The sequence below is a fragment of the Kitasatospora sp. NPDC087315 genome (genome assembly GCF_044744345.1).
Taxonomy (GTDB): domain Bacteria; phylum Actinomycetota; class Actinomycetes; order Streptomycetales; family Streptomycetaceae; genus Kitasatospora.
On the sequence record NZ_JBIUYD010000050.1, the window covers coordinates 1 to 16,555 of the forward strand.

General features: G+C 74.5%; 15 protein-coding genes. 6 read left to right on the forward strand and 9 right to left on the reverse strand.

Annotated elements, in window-relative coordinates; genetic code table 11:
* The 3 genes from ACIO5D_RS38110 to ACIO5D_RS38120 form a co-directional block, all read left to right on the forward strand.
* On the forward strand, nucleotides 1–1,182 hold a 1,182-nt coding region (locus ACIO5D_RS38110; protein ID WP_400800864.1), incomplete at its 5' end, for a hypothetical protein.
* Nucleotides 1,183–1,720: 538 nt separating this feature from the next.
* Nucleotides 1,721–2,341, forward strand: coding sequence for a choice-of-anchor C family protein (locus tag ACIO5D_RS38115; RefSeq protein WP_400800867.1), 621 nt, complete (start codon nucleotides 1,721–1,723; stop codon nucleotides 2,339–2,341).
* Between the two features lie 214 nt (nucleotides 2,342–2,555).
* Nucleotides 2,556–3,692 (forward strand): peptidoglycan recognition family protein, encoded by a 1,137-nt coding sequence (locus ACIO5D_RS38120; RefSeq protein ID WP_400800870.1) that lies wholly within the window; start codon nucleotides 2,556–2,558, stop codon nucleotides 3,690–3,692.
* Nucleotides 3,693–3,747: 55 nt separating this feature from the next.
* Here ACIO5D_RS38120 and ACIO5D_RS38125 read toward each other — a convergent pair whose 3' ends face one another.
* On the reverse strand, nucleotides 3,748–4,983 hold the full coding sequence (locus ACIO5D_RS38125; RefSeq protein WP_400800873.1) for an alpha/beta hydrolase family protein: 1,236 nt from the start codon (nucleotides 4,981–4,983) through the stop codon (nucleotides 3,748–3,750).
* Between the two features lie 283 nt (nucleotides 4,984–5,266).
* The gene (locus tag ACIO5D_RS38130) at nucleotides 5,267–5,653 is read right to left on the reverse strand and encodes an ArsR/SmtB family transcription factor (RefSeq protein WP_400800876.1); all 387 of its coding nucleotides are present in this window, start codon (nucleotides 5,651–5,653) and stop codon (nucleotides 5,267–5,269) included.
* A 139-nt stretch (nucleotides 5,654–5,792) separates the two neighbouring features.
* Between ACIO5D_RS38130 and ACIO5D_RS38135 the strand changes: the two genes are divergently transcribed.
* The 3 genes from ACIO5D_RS38135 to ccsB all read left to right on the forward strand — a co-directional run bounded on the left by ACIO5D_RS38135 (nucleotide 5,793) and on the right by ccsB (nucleotide 9,231).
* On the forward strand, nucleotides 5,793–6,992 hold the full coding sequence (locus tag ACIO5D_RS38135; RefSeq protein WP_363608185.1) for an MFS transporter: 1,200 nt from the start codon (nucleotides 5,793–5,795) through the stop codon (nucleotides 6,990–6,992).
* A gap of 202 nt (nucleotides 6,993–7,194) precedes the next feature.
* A complete protein-coding gene (locus ACIO5D_RS38140; RefSeq protein ID WP_400800889.1) occupies nucleotides 7,195–7,599 on the forward strand; it encodes a MarR family winged helix-turn-helix transcriptional regulator in 405 nt (134 codons plus the stop codon).
* A gap of 498 nt (nucleotides 7,600–8,097) precedes the next feature.
* Nucleotides 8,098–9,231: a c-type cytochrome biogenesis protein CcsB gene (ccsB, locus tag ACIO5D_RS38145; protein ID WP_363608309.1), complete on the forward strand. Its 1,134-nt coding sequence runs from the start codon at nucleotides 8,098–8,100 to the stop codon at nucleotides 9,229–9,231.
* A gap of 446 nt (nucleotides 9,232–9,677) precedes the next feature.
* On the opposite strand, the gene ACIO5D_RS38150 is transcribed toward ccsB, so the two are convergent.
* The 7 genes from ACIO5D_RS38150 to ACIO5D_RS38180 form a co-directional block, all read right to left on the reverse strand.
* On the reverse strand, nucleotides 9,678–10,250 hold the full coding sequence (locus ACIO5D_RS38150) for a hypothetical protein (protein WP_400800879.1): 573 nt from the start codon (nucleotides 10,248–10,250) through the stop codon (nucleotides 9,678–9,680).
* Nucleotides 10,247–11,641, reverse strand: a complete 1,395-nt coding sequence (locus tag ACIO5D_RS38155) for a hypothetical protein (RefSeq protein WP_363608187.1) — start codon at nucleotides 11,639–11,641, stop codon at nucleotides 10,247–10,249. Before ACIO5D_RS38155 ends, ACIO5D_RS38150 begins: the two co-directional genes overlap by 4 nt.
* Nucleotides 11,638–12,447, reverse strand: a complete 810-nt coding sequence (locus ACIO5D_RS38160; protein WP_363608188.1) for an ABC transporter ATP-binding protein — start codon at nucleotides 12,445–12,447, stop codon at nucleotides 11,638–11,640. Before ACIO5D_RS38160 ends, ACIO5D_RS38155 begins: the two co-directional genes overlap by 4 nt.
* Nucleotides 12,448–12,479: 32 nt before the next feature.
* Complete coding sequence (locus ACIO5D_RS38165; protein ID WP_400800883.1) at nucleotides 12,480–13,304, reverse strand: zf-HC2 domain-containing protein; 825 nt, start codon at nucleotides 13,302–13,304, stop codon at nucleotides 12,480–12,482.
* The gene (locus ACIO5D_RS38170; protein WP_400652747.1) at nucleotides 13,301–13,804 is read right to left on the reverse strand and encodes an RNA polymerase sigma factor; all 504 of its coding nucleotides are present in this window, start codon (nucleotides 13,802–13,804) and stop codon (nucleotides 13,301–13,303) included. Before ACIO5D_RS38170 ends, ACIO5D_RS38165 begins: the two co-directional genes overlap by 4 nt.
* Before the next feature lie 510 nt (nucleotides 13,805–14,314).
* A complete protein-coding gene (gene pgm, locus ACIO5D_RS38175) occupies nucleotides 14,315–15,964 on the reverse strand; it encodes a phosphoglucomutase (alpha-D-glucose-1,6-bisphosphate-dependent) (protein WP_400800886.1) in 1,650 nt (549 codons plus the stop codon).
* Between the two features lie 181 nt (nucleotides 15,965–16,145).
* A complete protein-coding gene (locus tag ACIO5D_RS38180) occupies nucleotides 16,146–16,445 on the reverse strand; it encodes a YciI family protein (RefSeq protein WP_363608192.1) in 300 nt (99 codons plus the stop codon).
* Nucleotides 16,446–16,555: the final 110 nt, after the last annotated feature.

The window sequence follows — 16,555 nt, forward strand, 5'->3', positions numbered from 1 at the left end:
GACTGGGCACCGACCAAGCTGCACTCCGGCCTGTTCACCCTCAACACCGTCAAGCCGACCGCCGTCGACACCACCGGGGTCAACGGCGCCGCCGTGTGCAAGGGCGACACCGGCGCCCCCACCATCCGCGAGACCAACGGCAGGGCGGAGCTGGTGGCCGTCGCCTCCCTGTCCTGGCAGGGCGGCTGCCTCGGCACCCCCGCCACCGAGACCCGCACCGGCGCCACCAGCACCCGCACCGACGACGTCGCCGGCTGGGTGCAGCAGGTCCGCGCCACCGCGCTGGGCTGGAAGACCCAGGCCCTGGTCAAGGGCGACACCGGCCTCTACCAGGCCACCCGCCTCTACGACGGCTCCTGGACCCCGTTCGAGGACGTCCAGGCCAAGGCCGGCAGCACCGGCGGCGTGCGCGTCGCCTCCACGGCCGGCATCAACGGCGACACCCACATCGTCACCCTCGGCGGCGACGGGCGCCTGCACCACGCCATCCACCGCCTCGACGGCACCTGGCAGCCCTTCGGCGACGTCAACACCGTCGCCGGCAACCTCAACGACATCACCCAGGTGGCCACCGCCAGCGTCGGCGGCGACCTGCACGTCGTCGTGGTGGCCGAGGGCGGCCAGGTCTTCCACACCGTCCGCCTCGCCAACGGGACCTGGGCCGGCTTCGGCCCGGTCTTCGGCGCCACCGGACCGCTGAGCGGCATCACCACCGTCGCGGCCGCCGGCGTGGGCAACGACCTGCACGTCGCCGCCGTCGCGGACGGGAAGCTCTACCACACCCGGCGCACCGGCGACGGGACCTGGAGCGGCTGGGGAGCAGTGGCCTCCGAGGCCGGCGCCACCGGTCCCGTGACCTCCGTCGCCATGGCCCGCCAGGGCGACGCCGTCAACGTCGCCGTCCTCACCGACAACGGCGCCAACCAGTACCACACCATCTGGTTCCCGAACCAGACCTGGCAGCCCTTCCGCTCCCTGAGCGGCGTCCTGGGCCAGGTCACCGCCACCTCCATCAGCGCGGCACCCGTCGACCAGGACGTCCAGTTCGCGGTCGTCACCAACGACAACCGCGTCCTGACCACCGCCCGCCTCGCCGACGGCGGCTGGAACCCCGCCACCGCCCTCAACCTCCAGGGGATCACCGGCAACCACACCGGCACCGCCCTCACCGGCACCCTCTGACACCGCCCCACGACAGGCCCGGGGGCGGACGGCCACACGGCCGCCCGCCCCCGGGCGCACCGAACACACCGAACGCGCCGACATGGCCCCGGGCCCGGGTACGGGCCGCCCCGGCCACGGACCGGGCGCGGCCCGGCAGGACACCGCGCCCGCGTGGCCGGGGCGCGGGGGGCCGTGGCACTGCCCGGCCGCGGCGCTGCGTTCCGGCAGGCGTCGCCGGCCCCGGGACTTCCCGGGGCTCGCGGTCCGCGTGGCCGGGGGTGTTGGAGGCGCGGGCGGGGCGTACGCGTCGCCGGCGCGCTACCGGGGCCCCGGTGGTGCGGGCGGAAGAACGCCCGCCCCGGGGCCTCGGTCGCCGGCCCCGCGCCGCCGGTGGCGGGCGGCGGGTGGCCAAACCGGCGTGTGAGAGCCCACCGGTGGCGCCCCGCACCACGAGGCGCCGGCGCACCGGTCTTGGCCCCGTCTCCCGGCAGGCCGCAGGATGTGCGCTGTTCAGCCGACTTCAGGCTCTCGTACGGCTTCCACCTGGGAGGATCCCATGCTGACCTCGCGCGCCTGCGCCGCTGCCGTCACCGCCGTCCTGCTCGCCGCCGGCACCGCCGCGACGGCGCTGCCGGCCCACGCCGCCGGTCCGAGCGGCCGCCTGGCCGCCCTCAGCCGCTTCGACGACGGCAGCTTCGAGACCCCCAAGGTGGCGGCCAACACCTTCCAGGAGCTCGTGGCGGGGCAGACCATCGGGCCCTGGCAGGTCACGAGCGGATCGGTCGACCTGATCGGCGCCGGATTCTGGCAGGCCGCCGAGGGCGACCAGTCCGTCGACCTCAACGGCTCCGCCCCCGGGTCCGTCTCCCAGGCCTTCACCACGGTGCCGGGGGCGGCCTACACCGTGACCTACTCCCTCGCGGGCAACCCGGACGCGGCACCGGCGGTGAAGACCGGCCAGGCCCTCGTCGACGGCCAGGACTTCCAGGACTTCACCTTCAACACCGCCGGCCGCAACCGGGCCGCCATGGGCTACGTGACCCGCCAGTTCACCTTCGTGGCGACCAGCGCCGCCACCACGCTGGCGTTCGCCAGCACCACCCCCAACAGCGCCGCCGGACCGGTCGTGGACAACGTCCAGGTCCAGCGGTGCGCGCCCTGCCCCTCCTGCAACTGACCGTGCCCCCGGGGGCAGGCGGCACGGTCCGCCCGCCCCCGCCGGGAGCGGGGGACGGGGCACTTCGGTGAACGTCCGGAAAAGCGGAACCCGCAGTAGCGTTTCCGCGGATAGATTCGGGTACTGATCGACCGTCACCGGGGGGACGGCGTCCCCGGTTGCGGGCCGTGGCCTCCCACGTGCCGGTTTCGGCCCGCGCAGAACAGGACTGCCCATGACCCACGCCCAGCCCGCCCTGCCCCGGCGCACCGTCCTGGGGGCGATAGGCGCCGGCGCCGTCGCCCTCGCCGTCACCCCCGCCGTGTCCGCCGCCGCGCCCGCCCCCGCCGCCGGGACCCCGGGCGCCGCGGGCGGCGGGCTCGCGGGCGGTGTGCCGCAGACCCGGGCCATCTCGCCGGCCGGGACGGCCGCCACCCGCGTACGGGCCGGCTTCCCGATCCGCTACGCGGCCGTGAGCTGGCAGGGGCCGCGCCGCGGCGCCTCGATCCGCTTCCACCGCGCCGGCGAGGCCGGCCCGTGGCAGCCGCTGCCGGCCGGCTGCGCCGGCGGCCCGGACGGACACGAGAGCGCCGGCGCGGGCGCGCTGGTCGCCGCCGGCGGCGCGGACGGCTACGACCTGCACCTGCCCGACGGCGCCTCCCGGGTGCGCAGCGCCGCGATCGACACGGCGCACGGGCCGGTGCGCGCGCAGGCCCGTGCGGTGGCCGGTCCGCTGTCGTTCTGCGGGGTGGAGTACCTGTCGCGAGCGGCGTGGGGTGCGGACGAGTCGAAGCGGTTCAAGGACGGGGTGGAGAACTCCCCCGTCAAGTACTACCCGCTGCAGACGCTGACGGTGCACCACACGGACACCGTGAACGCCGACCCGGACCCGGCGGCGAGTGTGCGGGCGGTCTACGAGTACCACGCGGTGACCCTGGACTGGGGCGACATCGGCTACCACTTCCTGATCGACGAGGCCGGGCGGGTCTACGAGGGCCGCTGGTCGGGCGATGACGGCATCCCGGCACACGACGCGGCCGGGAACGTGGTGACGGCGTTCCACACCTCGGGCTTCAACTCGGGGAACCTGGGCATCGCGCTGCTGGGCACGCTGAGCGGGCAGGCGCCGACCGGAGCGGCCCGGCGTTCGCTGACGGTGCTGCTGGGCGCGCTGACCCGGGCGCACGGGCTGGACCCGCGGGCACACACGACGTTCGTCAATCCCGTCAACGGGGTGACCAGGCCGGTGGACATGATCAGCGGTCACCGGGACTGGCTGGCCACCGACTGCCCGGGCGGGGTGATGTACGCGTCGCTGCCGCAGCTGCGTGCGGACGTGGCGGCGCTGGGCCGAGCCGTTCGCGGGGGTTGAGCGGGGTGTGCCGGGGCCGCCCGTCCGTGGTCCGGGCGGGCGGCCCCGGGCCGGTTCAGCGCTGGAGGACGATCTCGGGGTAGCGCGGTGACGGGCCGTCGAACAGGACGGTTGGACGGTGGCGCAGCTGGAGGTCGAAGAAGGCGGCCAGGTAGGCGCGTTGGGCGGTGATGGCGTGCGGGCCGTCGCCGGTGCCGAGGAAGTGGTCGAGGTCGGCGGCGGTCCAGGCGATGGCGGGCCGGGCCCGGGGCAGCAGGAGCTCGAAGTCGGTGTAGGACAGGTGCCCGGAGCCGGTGAGGTTCAACTGGCGTCGCCAGCCGGTGAGTTCGGGCCACAGGGTGTCCCACATGGCGTCGCGGGCGGGGCTGTCCCAGGCGGAGCTCATGAGCAGGACGGGCCGGGTCAGGCCGTCGGTGGCGGGGGCGCCGAAGACGGGGCCGTCGAGGCTGGCGCCGGCCTGGACGCGGGGGTCGTCGTGGAGGGTCTGCAGGGTGGTGGCGCCGCCCATGGAGTGGCCGAACATGCCGACGGTGGCGGGGTCGAGGGCGGCGGCGAGGCCGGGGGGCGGGGGACGGTGGCCGGCGTCGGGACTGGTGCCGGTGGCGGCGAGGGCGGTCAGCCGGTCCAGGACGAGGCGGGTGTCGGCGGCGCGGTAGGCGACGATGCCGGCATCGGTCATGGCGTGGACGGCGGCGGTGTTGCGGACTTCGAGGCGTCCGCCGGGGAATTCGACCTCGCCGGAGTCGAAGGTGTGGTCGATGGCGGCGACGATGTAGCCGCGGGAGGCGAGTTCCTCGGCCAGGGCGGTGTCGAAGCCGCGGTCGCCGCGTGAGCCGGGTGAGTAGAGGACGACGGGGTGGCGGGTGGTGTGGTCGGCGGGGGCGTCCTGGTGGCCGTGGGTGAGCGGCCAGGTGAGGCGGCCGGCGGGGGCGCCGAGGTAGTCGGATTCCAGGTGGGCCGTTTCGGCGGGGGTCGCCCAGGGGGCGGCGGGGTGGCCGGCGGTGGTGGTGGCGGGGTACCAGAGCTGGGTCTTGAGTTCGCGGGGCCGGGGAGTGGGGGCCCAGAGGTCGGGGCGGGTGGGGTCGGTCAGGTGCAGGGTGGTGGTGCCGACGGGGTGGGGTCCGGTGGGCGGGGGCAGGGCCAGCTGGATCGACACGGCCCCGGCGGGTACGGATGCCGCAGCGGCGACGGTGGCGGTGGTGGTGGTGGTGGGGAGAGTGGCCAGAAGGGCGGCGGCGGCGAGCAGGGCGGCGGTCAGGGTCCGCTCGGGCCTGTGGTGACGGGTCGTCATGGTCGTCTGTCCTCGGGGTGGCTGGCGCGTGGTGTGGGTTCCACCGTGCCCGGGGTACGGGAGCGGGCGCGTCCGGCCACAGCCGGGGATCGGGGGCGGCGGGTACGACCCGGGACATAGGCCTGTGGTGCGATGCGAGGGGGTGCGGGGCGTCGCCGGGCCGGCGCGACGGCCACCCCGGGGGCGGGGCCGGCCCGCGCGGCCGGGCCGGGGGCGGGGCGGTGTGCGGGCGGGGCGGTGTGCGCCGGCGGGCCGGGCCTGACCGGTGGCCCACGCCGGGGGCTCACGGCGTGCGGGGCTCCCCGGCGGGCTCGGCGGCGGCCGGGGGCTCGGCGGCGGCCGGGGGTTCGGCGGGTGCCAGGGAGGCCAGGAGGGCGTCGAGGAGGCCGGGGAAGCGCGCGTCGAGGTCGGCGCGGCGCAGGCTGACGAAACGGTTGCGCCCGGCCACACGGGTGCTGGTGACGCCGGCCTCGCGCAGGACCCGCATGTGATGGGAGACGGTCGACTTGTGGAGGTGGTCCAGGCCGAGGTGGCGGGGGTCGCAGGAGTGCTCGGCGCCGTCGGCGTAGGAGGCGAGCAGGCGCATCCGGACGGGGTCGCCGAGGGCGTGCAGCACCGCGACCAGGTCGATGCCGTCGCTGTCGGGCTGGGGCAGCCGTTCGTCTTCCATGGCCGGTCGTCCTCCTGTGGCTCCTGCGGCGGCTCCCCGCGGCGCGGTGGTGGTGCGCGATGGTTTGACAATCATCCACCAATCCCTAATGTTTGACGAGCGTCAAACTGTTGCCCGTTCGTCCAACAGGGGGGAACCCATGCCCGTACGCCTGCTCCTGCTCGCCCTCGGCACCTTCGCCATGGGCACCGATTCGATGGTGATCGCCGGGATCCTCGGCCCGGTCGCCGGCGATCTGGGGGTCTCCGTCCCGGCGGCGGGCCAGCTGGTCACCGTGTTCGCGCTCGCGTACGCGCTGCTGGCGCCGCTGCTCGCCGCGCTGACCGCCCGCTGGCCCCGCCGGCGGCTGCTGCTGAGCGCGCTGGCCGTGTTCACCGCGGCCAACGCGCTCAGCGCGCTCGCGCCCGGCTACGGGTTCCTGCTGGCCACCCGGGTGCTGGCGGCGGCCGGGGCCGCCCTCTACACCCCGACCGCCAACGCGGTGGCCACCACACTGGTGGGCCCCGAGCGGCGCGGGCGGGCACTGGCCACGGTACTGGGCGGGATGACGGTGGCCACCGCGCTGGGCGTGCCGCTGGGCACCTGGGTCGGGCGCTCCGACTGGCGGCTGACGATGTGGCTGGTCACCGCACTGGGGGCGGCCGCGTTCGCCGGACTGGCGCTGCTGCTGCGCGGCCTGCCCGCGCCCGCCGCCGCACCCGGGCTGCGGGCCCGGCTGGCCCCACTGGGCGAACGCCGGGTGCTGGGCGCGGCCGCGACCACACTGGTGTTCTTCCTCGCCTTCCAGTCGGTCTACATCTACCTGGCCACCGCCGTCGCCCCGGCCACCGGCGGGCGCTCCGAGCGGCTGAGCCTGGTCCTGCTGGTCTCGGGCCTGGCCTCGGTGGCGGGCAGCTGGCTCGGCGGGCGTCTGGTGGACCGGATCGGCGTGCGGCGGGTACTGCTGTGGGGCTCGACGGTGGCGGCAGCCGCATTCACGGCACTGCCCTGGGCGTCGGCCAGCATGCCCGGCGCGCTCACATACGCGGCGGTGACCCCACTGGCCGGCTGGGCCGTGTCGGTGGCACTGCCACACCGGCTCGCCTCGATCGACCCGGCCAACGCACCCCTGCTGATCTCCCTCAACAGCAGCGCCCTCTACCTCGGCACCGCCGCCGGCGGCGCAGCCGGCAGCGCGTCCATCGCACTACTGGGCGAACGCTGGTTCCCGCTCGCGGCCACCGCCCTCGCCCTGACGGCCACAGCCACCGCCGCAGCCACCACCCGCGGAGAGAACCAGACCCACCCGTCCACCTCCACCCCGGCCACACCCACCCCCGCCCCCGCCGCCCGGCCATAGGGCCTGCGGCGGGCGGGCGCGCGGACGGCGGAAAAATGCGTGCGTTACGCACGCTTCTCGCACCCTACCCGAGGAACGCGTGCGCCACGCACGCTACGATCGGGGGGTGGACCCCGCACACACCCCTGGCACCCGGACCCCCTCCCCCAGCTCCTCGCCCTCGACCACTCCCGGGGACACCGTCGCCGACGCCCTCGCCGTCCTGCTCAAGCGCGGCACCCGCACCCACCTGTACCGGCAGCTGACCGAGGGCCTGGGCGAGGCCGTGGACGAGGCCACCTACCCCGTGCTGAGCGGCCTGGCCCGCACCGGGGCCCGCAGCGCCGCCGAACTCGCCACCGAGATCGACCTCGACCGCTCCGGTGTCAGCCGGCGCGCCTCCCGCCTGGAGGCCGCCGGGCTGCTGCGCCGCGAGGCCGACCCCGGCGACCAGCGGGCCACCCTGCTGGCCCTCACCCCGGCCGGTCACGACGCCGTGTCGGTGATGCGCCGGCGCCTGGCCGGGCGGATCACCGCCACCCTCGCCTCCTGGCCCCCCGGGGAGGCCGAGGCGTTCACCCGCGGCCTGCGGCGCTTCGTCGAGCAGGGCCCGTTCACCGGGCCCTGAGCCCCCGCCCCCGGGACGTGCCGGCCCGAAGGACAGGGCGGCGGGGGTTCACGATCCGTTCCGGGCGGCCCGGGAAGCCCCCGCACGACAGGCCGGAGGCTTCCCGGGCCGCCGGCGCTCAGACGCCGCCGGACACGGTCCCGGGGCCAGGAGGGGTAGAGCGAGAAGAGGTCGGCCCGGCTCCTGTACTGGGCGGTCCGGTCGCTTCCACGGTCGCGATCCACATCCGGATCGTCGCGCCGACCCAGGCGTCTTCCGGCGGCGAGCCCCCATGGCGGGTGGGGCGACAGAGGGCGGGCCGCACGATCCGCCGGACGGATCCGGTCACGGAATCAGCAGAGTAAAAATCAATTATCTTACAGCATCAACGAGTTGAGCATCTTCGACGAACGAGGAGGCGCCGCATGGGCACCCGGGGGTGCGTGCAAGAATCACCCCGGAGCGGCGGGCAACCACCTGGACCTGCCCGCTCTTTGACTGCTATTCAGGGAGCCTATGGTGAGCTTGGCTGCAACAGTTGACCTTCAACTCGCCCGCTTTTCCAATGTTTTGATCTACTCTGCGGTATCCGTGTACCTCCTGGCCATGTTTGCTCACATCTTCGAGTGGACTTTCGGCAGCTCGGGCTCGGTCGCGCGTCGCTCGGCCGAGCAGACCGGCCTCGCTGACGCGGTTACCGCCCCGGAGAGGGCCGCGCGCCGCGAGGTAGCGGTGACCGTTGCCTCGTCCGATGGGGGAACCACCACCCTCGTCCGCCCTCTTCTGGCCGGTGCAGGAGCCGCCAGCGTGACATCGGGCCGAGGGGACGGCGGCGGAACAGACGGGCCCGGTGCGGCGGGGACGAGTGCCAGGGGTGACCTCGCCGGCCGGATCGGCGTCTCCCTCGCTGTGCTGGGGGCGCTGCTCCACGTCGGCGGGGTTGCCACCCGGGGCATATCGGCCGCGCGGTGGCCGTGGGGGAACATGTACGAGTTCTCCTGTGCCTTCTCCCTCGCGACCGTGCTGATCTATCTGGGCCTCCTCGCCACGAAGAAGCCCGTCAGGTGGCTGGGGCTGCCGGTCACGGGAGCTGTGGTCCTCACCCTCGGCCTCGCGGTGACCGTGCTGTACACGGACACAGAGCAGCTGGTACCGGCCCTGCACTCCTACTGGCTGGCCATTCACGTCACTGCTGCGACAGCGTGCGCCGGCGCCTTCTACACCGCTTTCGCGGCGACGTTACTGTTCCTGGGAAAGGATTCGTACGAGAGTCGGCGCGCTTCCGGCCGGCCGGACGGCCCATGGGGGACTTCGGCACATGTCTGGGAACGTCTGCCGGCCGCGGCAACCCTCGACAAGTTCTCGTACCGGATGAACGCCGTGGTGTTCCCTCTGTGGACCTTCACCATCGTGGCGGGCGCCATCTGGGCCGAGGCGGCATGGGGAAAGTACTGGGAGTGGGACCCCAAGGAGACGTGGTCCTTCATTACCTGGATCGCGTACGCGGCCTACCTCCACGCGCGTGCCACCAGTGGCTGGAAGGGACGGAAGGCCGCGTATCTGGCGCTGGTCGCCTTCCTCTGCATTCTCTTCAACTACTACGGCGTCAACATCTTCGTGACTGGCAAGCATTCGTACGCCGGAGTCGGCTGACGGCCGACGGGAGAGGGAGGCGCGCGTGCCTCCCTCTCCCGGTATCACCTCGACCCGGTGGAACCGGGTCTCAGGAATCCCTTCGCTGGAGCACTGCGCCGACACCCGCCGGCAGGACGAACGGATAAAGGGTGGTCGCGATCCACGCGGGACCGGCAGGGTCCGCGCTCCGGGGGGCTTCAGGAGGCCGCCCCTCGAACCCCCGCCCCGGGTGCTGTCATGGCGGCCTCTCGGGGCGGGGCACCGCCTGCCGGGAAGGGCCCACCGTGTCCCCTCCCGTGTGGTCGGCCGTGCGGCGGCGCGGGGCCGTCCGTCCGCGGACCGGCCTGCCGGGCGGCCGGACCCCCAAGAGGCGACACCCCCCGCTGGAGGAAAGGTGCCGCTGCCGCAGACCGTCCGGTACCCGGCAGGCCGCGCCGGGCCAGCCGGGCCGCAGGGCGGGCCCGTTACCGTCGCGGTCCTGCCACGGCGTAGACCGCGGTGCCGGTCACCAGCAGGGCCCACGCCGTACCGGTGGCCGCCGCCGTACCGGAGGGAAAGATCATCCAGCTGGCCACCTCTCCCGCGGTGCCGCGCAGAGCCGGGACGAGGAGGGCGTACGCGAGCCAGCCGGTCGGCAGGGTCCACGCGAACTGCGCCCCGCACAGCACCGCACCGAGCGCGGCCAGGCCGGCCAGGCCCGCGCTGTCTCGGACGACGACCCAGGCGGGGGCGAGCTCCGCTCCCGCCGCCTGGACCGCCAGCAGCGCCGCACCGGCGGCCGCGCCGGTCAGCAGCACGTGCGCCGCCCGCCGGGGTGCCCACCGGATCGCGGCCGTCCGCTCCAGAGCGGCGTCCTGCCCGCCGAGCCCGACGGAGGCGGCCGCCACGTTCGCGGCCAGGACCAGGACCGCGATCCCCAGGTCCATCGGGCCCGGGCCGCCCCGGTTGAAGGCCCACACCGCCGACGCGACGAGCAGGACCGCGGCGGCCGAGGCGGGCACCTGCCGTGAACGCGCGTACAGCATCAGCCACCTCATCGCGACGCCTCCCCCGCCAGCACCGCAAGCTGCGCGTCCGCGCAGGAGAGCGCGGCGCCGTGCACCTGGGCGATCCGCGAGCGCTGCTCGGCCGGAGGCAGGGCCGTCAGCTTCTCCCAGGCGGCTTCGGCGTCCGCCCAGGCACGGCGCGCGTACTCGTCGGCCTCCGGCTCCCGCAGCGGCCGGAGCTCGTGATCGCCGAGGGCCCAGCTCGCAACGATGCTCTGGACCGGGACGCCGGCCAGCCCCCCGCCCTCCCAGACGGTACGCGGTCGGCAGTTCGGTGCCAGGCCCTGGGCGACCAGCCGGCGGGTCAGTTCCGGCCCCGCCGCCCCGGTGAGCAGTGGGTCGTCGAAGTCGATCAGCACCACGTCGCCGGAGAGTTCGCGTTCGCCGGCGATCGCGCGCAGCGTGGTCTCCTCCCGCACCGAGACCGGCGCCCGGTCGCCCAGGGCGTCGTGCAGCACGCGCAGCGCTTCCCTGCCGCGCGGGGCGAGTTCGGGCAGGTGTGAGCGGTGCGCCCGCGTCACGCACACCGGGCCGTCGCAGACCAGGGTGGCGGCGGCCTTGTCGACGACGTAGGTGTCGCGCGCGGCCGCCGGGAGGATCAGCAGGGCCAGGGCCGCGCCGGCCAGGACGGGGGCCACCGCGAGGAGCCGGGCCCGGCGGGTCGCGGCGATCAGCAGTGCGAAGCCGGTGGCGAGCAGGCCGAGCAGCCAGAGCGTCTGGCCGAGGTCCACGGCGCCGGACAGGGTCAGCAGCATCTGCCGTGGCATCTCGGTCACCGGGGACAGCAGGCAGAGCCGGTTCGGCAGGTGACCCGACGGCAGTGCCCCGTCGGTGAACAGCCGCAGGAAGACGGTCGCCGCCAGGAAGAGCACCACCAGGAGCGGCGGGGTGAACACGGAGGGCAGGGCCCGCGCGACGCCCATGCCGAACACGGCCCCCGCGACCAGGGCCAGCACCGCCACCAGCGAGATCACCGGCCAGGACGGCGGCGTGTAGGTGGCAGGGCCGAGCGCCACCTGGACCGCGCCCACCAGGACGAGGAGGCCGAAGCCCGACGCCAGTGTGATCGCCGTCGCGCCGGCCGGCAGTGCCGCGCGGTGCCAGGGCGGCCGTGGTGTGGTCGTCAGCAGTTCGGTCATCCGTGAGCGGGAATCACGCAGCCCGTGCACCGCCCCGAAGCCCACCGCGAGTGGCCACATGAAGGCCAGCATGCACCGGGTCGTCAGCGCCATCGACGTCCACTGGGCCGTCCACGCGGCGGCGCCCCGCCACCACATTCCGTCGATCAGGCAGAGGAACGCCAGGCTGCCGCCCAGGACGACGACGCCGGCCCACGGGGCGACGGAGCGTTTCAGCTCGGTACGCAGGACACGTGTGTTCACCAGGTGCCTGCCTGCCGGCCGCGGGTGCTCAGCAGCGCCGAGTAGCCGCGCTCCAGGGGGCTGTCGCCCGGGTGCTCGGTGCCGCCCGCCGCGGCCAGATCGTCCGGTGTGCCCTGGAAGACGAGGCGGCCGTCGGCGAAGAGCACCACGTCGGAGCAGGCCGCCGCGACGTCCTCGACCAGGTGGGTGGAGACGACCACGCAGGCCTCGCGGCCCAGTTCCTGCAGCAGTTCGCGAAAGCGCAGCCGCTGTGCCGGGTCCAGGCCGGCCGTCGGCTCGTCCAGCAGCAGCAGGGCGGGGTCGTTGACGATGGCCTGGGCGATGCCGGCGCGGCGCACCATGCCGCCGGACAGGGTCTTCATCCGGTGGTCGGCGCGGTCCGCCAGGCCCACGCGTTCCACGGCGCGCTGGACGGCCGCGGGGATGTCCGTCTTCGGGACCTCCTTCAGCCAGGCCATGTACTCGACGAACTCGCGTACCGTGAAGCGCTTGTAGTAGCCGAAGTCCTGCGGCAGGTAGCCGATGCGGCGGCGCAGGGCCCGGTGGTCGCCCACCCGGCCCACCGGGGTGCCGAGCAGTTCCAGTTCGCCCCCGGCGGGGGGCAGCACGGTGGCCAGTGCCCGGATCAGGGTGGTCTTTCCCGCCCCGTTGGGTCCCAGGAGGCCGTGGGTACCGGTGCCCAGGCAGAGGTCGAGCCCGTCGACGGCCGTCTTCTTGCGTGCGGCGCGCACTTTCAGGGCGCCGGCGCGGATCTCCCAGGCGTAGGTCTTCGGCGCGGTGTCGGCCGCGCTCGTCACGGGTGTCATGCGGTGGTGCCTTTCGGGGGTCAGCGGTGGTTTCACAGCGTTGAGTACGCGTTCCTGCGGGCGATCACGGCGGCGGTGGCCAGCGCGAGGAGCAGTGCCCATACGGGCAGCCGGTCCGGCTGCAGGGCGAGTTGCAGGACGTAGGGGGTGCGGCCGGTGGCCCAGGCGGGTGCCACGACGACGGCGCCCCACGCGGCCGCCAGGGCGGTGGCGGCGCGGGCGGGGCCGATCACGCTGCCCAGGGCCAGGGCGGTGGAGGTGAAGGCCAGGGAGGGCAGCAGCCACTGGGCGGCCGTCATGGTCCCGGTCAGCCACCCCCCCAGCAGGAGCCCGGGCAGGACGACGAGGAGGACCGCCGTGGTGCGCCGCAGGAGCAGGGGCAGGCCGGCCCGGGCGGTCGAGGCCGTCAGTTCGTGTGCCGGGTCCAGGGCGCGCGACCACGAGGCGGCGACGCCGCACAGCGGCAGCACGGGCGCGATCAGCAGCACGGGTGAGGCGTCGCCGAAGACCCTCGCCGGCGCGACCGCGTCCAGCAGCAGCGCCATCAGGGTGACGGCGGCGGTCATCGCCAGCCACGGGGTCATCACCGGTGTCAGCCACGCCGACACCCACCTCGGGCGGCGGCGCGCGGGTGCCGGCACGGCCGCGTCCAGTTGCGGTTCCAGACCGGCCCGGACGGTGTCGACGAGCGCGGCGACGCCGGGTACCCCGGTGGCCACGCAGGCCGCCAGGCGGCCACGGCACGGCGCGCACGTCTCCAGGTGGGCCTCCAGCGCCCAGACCGTGTCCGCGGCCATCGCCGTGTCACCGCGCGCGTAGTCGTCGATCAGCCGCCCCGACGCGTGTTCCCCGCTCATGCCAGCGCCTCCCGCATCGCGATCCGGGCCCGGCGGGCACGGGTCTTGACCGTGCCTTCGGGCAGTCTGAGCAGGACCGCGGTCTCCCGGACGGAGAGCCCGTCGAGGACCGTGGCCTGCAGTACCTGTCGCAGTTCCGGCGCCAGGCGCCGCAGGGCATCACCCACGTCGCCGCCGACAGCCTTGGCGAGTGCCTCCTCCTCCGCCGCGGGCACCACCGCCCGTTCCGCGGCGGCGACGGGCGGCTCGGCGTGGTGGGCGCGGCGCCGGAACGCGTCGACGAGACGGCGAGCCGCGATCGTCCACAGCCACCCGACGGCCGACCCGCCGACCGCGCTGCCGGCGAACGCGCCCGCCGCGCGCCACACCGCCAGATAGGTCTCCTGCATGACCTCCGCGACGATCTGCTCGTCCGCGCAACGGCGGCGCAGCCGCACCGCCAGCCACGGCGCCGTACGCCGGTACAGCTCGTCGAACGCCCCGCGGTCGCCTCTGGCCACCAGCCGCAAGAGGTGTTCCTCGTCCAGCCCGTCCGGTGTTCTCCTGCGTGATCTCACACCAGCCAGACGCCGGACACGGCGCGCGGGTTCTGCGCCCGCCGTGATCTGCGTCACGACGCCGGGAGGGGTGGCCGAGGACAGCGGGGGGGCGGCGGGGGGCGGGGGGTGCGGTCCGTGACGGCGACCGGACCGGGGCCGCCGACAGGGGCCGGTCACCGGGGAGGTGATGACGGGGGGTTGATGACGGCGGGGTGGTGTGCCGACCGGGGGTGTTCACGGGCGTGCGGCCGACCGCAGGACGCGGGACCCGGGCGTGCCGGCCGCCCACGGGGCATGGGACCCGGGGGTACGACACCTGTCGGCCGCCACCGCGGGCTGTTGCCCGCGCGGCGGTTCCGGCAGGAGCGGGCGAGGCCGCCCCGCCACGGGCACGGGACGCCCGGCCGGGGGTTCCGGCCGGGCGTCCCGTGCGGGCGGCCGCCCGGTTCGGCGGCCCGGGCGGGGGGGGTGTCAGGTGGTGGGGCCGGTGAGGACCTCGCCGACGAGCTGGCGTGCCTCGTCCTGGACCCGGGCGAGGTGCTCGGGGCCGTGGAAGGACTCGGCGTAGATCTTGTACACGTCCTCGGTGCCGGAGGGGCGGGCCGCGAACCAGGCGTTCTCGGTGCAGACCTTGATGCCGCCGATGGCCGCGCCGTTGCCCGGGGCGTGCGACAGGACGGCGGTGACCGGCTCGCCGGCCAGTTCACCGGCGCGTACCCGCTCCGGCGACAGCCGGGCCAGCAGCGCCTTCTGCCCGCGGTCGGCGGGGGCGTCCACCCGGGCGTAGGCGGGGGTACCGAAACGGGCGGTCAGGTCCTGGTAGTACTGGCTGGGGGTGCGGCCGGTGACCGCGGTGATCTCCGAAGCCAGCAGCGCGAGCAGGATGCCGTCCTTGTCGGTGGTCCACACCCCGCCGTCGCGGCGCAGGAACGACGCCCCGGCCGACTCCTCGCCACCGAAGGCGATCGAGCCCTCCAGCAGCCCGTCGACGAACCACTTGAAGCCCACCGGCACCTCCACCAGCTCGCGCTTCAGGTCGGCGGCGACCCGGTCGAGCATCGAGGAGGACACCAGCGTCTTGCCGACCGCCGCGTCCAAGGGCCACTCGCCGCGGTGACGGTAGAGGTAGTCGACGGCCACCGCCAGGTAGTGGTTGGGGTTCATCAGGCCCCCGTCCGGGGTGACGATGCCGTGCCGGTCGGCGTCCGCGTCGTTGCCCGTGGCGATCGCGTACTCGTCACGGCGCCCGATCAGCGAGGCCATCGCGAAGGGCGAGGAGCAGTCCATCCGGATCCTGCCGTCCCAGTCCAGCGTCATGAACCGCCAGGTGGGATCCGTCAGGGGGTTGACCACCGTCAGGTCCAGGCGGTGCGTCTCGGCGATCCGCCCCCAGTACGCCACCGACGCCCCGCCCAGCGGGTCCGCACCGATCCGCAGGCCCGCCGCCCGCACCGCGTCCAGATCCAGCACCGACACCAGATCCTCGGTGTACGCGGTGAGGTAGTCGTAGCGGCCGGTGGTCGCCGCCGCCAGCGCGCGGGCGTACGGCACCCGCTTGACCCCGCGCAGACCCTCACGGATCAGGGCGTTGGCACGGTCCTGGATCCACCCGGTGGCCTCCGAGCCCGCCGGGCCGCCACTGGGCGGGTTGTACTTGAACCCGCCGTCACGCGGCGGGTTGTGCGAAGGCGTCACCACGATACCGTCCGCCAGCGCCTGCGGATGGCGGCGGTTGTGGGCAAGAACCGCATGCGAGAGAGCCGGAGTCGGGGTGTAACCGTCCGCGCTGTCCAGCAGCACACTCACACCGTTGGCCGCCAGGACCTCCACCGCGGTCACCCTCGCCGGCTCGGACAGCGCGTGGGTGTCCGCACCGAGGAACAACGGACCACTGACCCCCTGCTCCGCCCGGTGCTCACAGATCGCCTGCGTGGTCGCGGCGATATGGTCCTCGTTGAACGCCGCGTCCAGCGACGACCCGCGGTGCCCCGAGGTACCGAACGCCACCCGCTGCCCCGGCTCCTGCGGATCCGGATGCAACGCGTAGTACGCCGTCACCAGCCGCGCGACATCCACCAGATCACCCGGCTGCGCCGGCTGTCCGGCCCGTGCGTGTGCCATACGTCTTCTCCCGCCAGTTTCCCTGCCCGCACGCGTGGCCCCCACGGCCCCGCGCATCCTTCCCCCGCGCTCACCGATCGTAACCAGCACACGACCCCGCCCAACGCACGGGGCACCACAGCACACCAGGCCCGGACCCGGACAGAGTCCGGACGGGGCCCGGGCAGAGTCCGGGCGGGTGTCAGGCGGGCGGCTGCTGGCGGTGGGCGTCCAGGGCGGGGGCGGTGGTGGTGGCGAGGAACTCCGTGACCCGGTACGAGGCCAGGCCCTCACGGGCGAACGGGTCGGTGCGGGTGAGCTCCTCGACCGCCGCCCGGTCCCCGCCGACCGCGATGATGACACCGCCATCACGGGGCACCTTACGGCCGGAAGCGAGAAACGTGCCCGCCTCGTAGTGCTCGCGCAACCAGTCGACGTGCCGCGCGAGCGCGGCGTCGACGCGATCCAGGGAAGCGGTACAGGTCAGCTCCAGAACGAACATGGCACCAAGGCTAGCCCCAATGCCGGTGACTTAATTCGTGTCTCGCTTGGTGATCGTGACGGTGGCTGGTTGGGGTGGTGGCCAGTTGCGGTGTTGGGCGCGTTTGAGGG

Coding starts and splice junctions, on each gene's coding strand:
- ACIO5D_RS38115 (WP_400800867.1), top strand. CDS start 1,721: ATGCTGACCTCGCGCGCCTGCGCCGCTGCCGTCACCGCCGTCCTGCTC.
- ACIO5D_RS38120 (WP_400800870.1), top strand. CDS start 2,556: ATGACCCACGCCCAGCCCGCCCTGCCCCGGCGCACCGTCCTGGGGGCG.
- ACIO5D_RS38125 (WP_400800873.1), bottom strand. CDS start 4,983: ATGACGACCCGTCACCACAGGCCCGAGCGGACCCTGACCGCCGCCCTG.
- ACIO5D_RS38130 (WP_400800876.1), bottom strand. CDS start 5,653: ATGGAAGACGAACGGCTGCCCCAGCCCGACAGCGACGGCATCGACCTG.
- ACIO5D_RS38135 (WP_363608185.1), top strand. CDS start 5,793: ATGCCCGTACGCCTGCTCCTGCTCGCCCTCGGCACCTTCGCCATGGGC.
- ACIO5D_RS38150 (WP_400800879.1), bottom strand. CDS start 10,250: ATGAGGTGGCTGATGCTGTACGCGCGTTCACGGCAGGTGCCCGCCTCG.
- ACIO5D_RS38160 (WP_363608188.1), bottom strand. CDS start 12,447: ATGACACCCGTGACGAGCGCGGCCGACACCGCGCCGAAGACCTACGCC.
- ACIO5D_RS38165 (WP_400800883.1), bottom strand. CDS start 13,304: ATGAGCGGGGAACACGCGTCGGGGCGGCTGATCGACGACTACGCGCGC.
- pgm (WP_400800886.1), bottom strand. CDS start 15,964: ATGGCACACGCACGGGCCGGACAGCCGGCGCAGCCGGGTGATCTGGTG.
- ACIO5D_RS38180 (WP_363608192.1), bottom strand. CDS start 16,445: ATGTTCGTTCTGGAGCTGACCTGTACCGCTTCCCTGGATCGCGTCGAC.